Raw genomic sequence first — 2,640 nt, 5'->3', positions numbered from 1 at the left:
CTGCTCGACCTGCCCTTCGGCGGGGCCAAGGGCGGCATCGCCGTCGACCCGGCGGCCATGAGCGCGGAGGAGCGCGAGCGCATGACCCGGCGCTTCGTGAACGGCATCTCCCACGTCATCGGGCCCTACCGTGACATCCCGGCGCCGGACGTCAACACCAACGCCCAGACCATGGCGTGGGTCATGGACGCCTACAGCGCTGGCCACGGGTGGACCCCGGCCATCGTCACCGGCAAGCCGGTGAGCCTCGGCGGAGCTCCTGGCCGCGAAGCGGCGACGGGCCGCGGCGTCATCGACGTGCTCGAAGCCCATTGCCGACACGGTGACAGTGACCTCGCCGGGCTGCGGATCGCGATCCAGGGCTTCGGCAACGTCGGCTCGTTCGCCGCGACCGAGGTGGCCCGACGCGGCGCCACGGTGGTGGCCGTCTCGGACCAGTGGGGCGGCATCCGTCGAGACGACGGCCTGGACGTGGAGGCCCTCGGCACCACGGTGGCCGCCGGTGGCCGGGTCGGCGACCACACCGGTGCCCACGACGTCATCACCAACGACGAGCTGCTCACCGGGCCCTGTGACGTGCTGATCCCTGCCGCCCTCGATGAGCAGCTCCACCGCGGCAACGCCGCCGATGTGGCGGCCTCGTTGGTGGTGGAGGCGGCCAACTACCCGACGACGCCGAGGGGTGACGAGATCCTCGGCGACCGGGGCATCGTGGTGGTGCCCGACGTGCTGGCCAACGCAGGCGGCGTCGTGGGTTCGTACTTCGAGTGGACCATGAACATCCAGCAGTTCCGATGGAAGGTCGACCGCTTCAACACCGAGCTGGCCGACCGGCTCGGCGTCGCCTACGCGGCCACGTCGGCCTTCGCCGAGGACCACGACTGCACGCTGCGCCAGGCCGCCTTCGCCCTCGGCATCGAGCGGGTCGCCGTCGCGTCGCGCCTGCGCGGCTACGTCTGAGCCGTGGCCGACGCAGATGAGCCCGCCCCCTCCGGTGAGGGGCCGCCGCGCTGGCTGGAGCCGATGGCGGCCACGCTGGCACCGGACGCACGGCCGCCGTCAGGTGAGTGGGTGTTCGAGCGCAAGCTCGACGGGGTGCGCGTGCTCGCGTCCGTCAGTGGTGACGACGTGAAGCTGCTGTCGCGCAACCGCATCCGCCAGGAGGACGTCTACCCCGAGGTCGTCGACGCCCTGGCCGAGGTGACCGCGCTCGACGTGGTGCTCGACGGCGAGGTGGTTGCCTTCGACGGCGAGCGGACCAGCTTCGAGCGGCTCCAGCAGCGGATGGGCGTCCACGACGAGGCCCGGTCGCGCCGGTCGCCCGTGGCCGTGACGTACCTCGTGTTCGACGTGCTGTGGCTGGCCGGGCGCGACGTGCGCGGGCTGCCGTGGCGGGACCGGCGGGCCCTGCTCACCCAGGTGCTCGACTCGGACCAGGTGGTGCAGCCCACCGAGGTGCTCCACGGCGATCCCGATGCACTGCTGGCCCACGCCGACGCACAGGGGTGGGAGGGCCTCATCGCCAAGCGGGCCGCGAGCACCTACCAGGGGCGCCGCAGCCGCGACTGGCTGAAGCTCAAGCTCGTGCGCCAGCAGGAGGTGGTGGTGGTCGGCTTCACCGAGCCGTCGGGCAGCCGGTCCTCGCTCGGGGCCCTGCTCGTCGGCTACCACACCGACGGTCGCCTCCGCTTCGGTGGCAAGGTCGGCACCGGGTTCAGCCAGGCCGTGCTGCGCTCCTTGCGGGCCCGGCTGGAGCCCATGGTGATCGACGCCCCGCCCGTCGTCGACCCGCCGGCCGAGCGGGGTGTCCACTGGGTGCGTCCCGAGCTGGTGGCCCAGGTCGGCTTCGGCGAGTGGAGCGCCGCGGGCCGGTTGCGCCACCCCCGCTACCTGGGCCTCCGTGAGGACAAGGACCCCGCCGACGTCGTACGCGAGGAGTGAAACGCTGAGGAGCCGACGGACATTGTGCGCTTCGACCCGGTGAGCGTCGGTTCTTGCGCCGAATCGCAGTGGTGGACGCCGCATCCCGGCGCCAGAGCTTGCTCCACCGGCGGCCGGATGCCGGAGAGCGCGTCGCTGCGTCGCGCCCCGGCACGACGCACCGACACAGGTCGAGAGAGACCCACTCCGACCCGGAGGTACGGTGCCGCCCCGTGGCCCGCGACCTGCCCTTCGACCCCATCGCCGAGGCCGACCGGCAGTGGCGTGACCATGGGTGGGAGGCGGCGGCGCCGGGGATGGGCGTCGTCACCTCGATCATGCGGACCCAGCAGATCCTCCTGGCTCGGGCCGATGCCGTCCTCGGTGCCTTCGGGCTCACGTTCGCCCGCTTCGAGGTCCTCACCCTGTTGTCGTTCACCCGCGAGGGAGCCTTGCCCATGGGTAAGCTGGGGGACCGGCTCCAGGTGCACCCCGCGAGTGTCACCAGCGCGGTCGATCGCCTCGTTCGCCAGGGCTTCGTGCGGCGCGAGCCCCACCCCACCGACGGCCGGACCACCCTCGCCGTGCTCACCGACGACGGGCGGAGCGTGGCCGCCGATGCCGCCGCCCGCCTCAACGCCGAGGTGTTCGAGGCCCTCGACCTCGACCGGTCCGAGTCGGACCAGCTCTTCGCCCTCCTCGCCCGCCTCCGACTCTGAC

Annotated in this window: 3 protein-coding genes; all 3 read left to right on the top strand. The window is 72.6% G+C overall.

From position 1 onward, the window contains the following. Nucleotides 1–960: Glu/Leu/Phe/Val family dehydrogenase (locus VNL12_RS10650; protein WP_325594338.1), on the top strand; the 960-nt coding region annotated here is incomplete at its 5' end. 3 nt (nt 961–963) lie between these two features. Beyond that, nucleotides 964–1,941, top strand: a complete 978-nt coding sequence (ligD, locus tag VNL12_RS10645; RefSeq protein ID WP_325594336.1) for a non-homologous end-joining DNA ligase — start codon at nt 964–966, stop codon at nt 1,939–1,941. 212 nt (nt 1,942–2,153) lie between these two features. Beyond that, the gene (locus VNL12_RS10640; RefSeq protein WP_325594334.1) at nt 2,154–2,639 is read left to right on the top strand and encodes a MarR family transcriptional regulator; all 486 of its coding nucleotides are present in this window, start codon (nt 2,154–2,156) and stop codon (nt 2,637–2,639) included. Nucleotide 2,640 lies beyond the last annotated feature (1 nt).

This window comes from Iamia sp. (assembly GCF_035575815.1).
Lineage (GTDB): Bacteria > Actinomycetota > Acidimicrobiia > Acidimicrobiales > Iamiaceae > Iamia.
The sequence above is the reverse complement of the archived record's forward strand: the minus strand, read 5'-3'. Positions and strand labels throughout refer to the sequence as shown.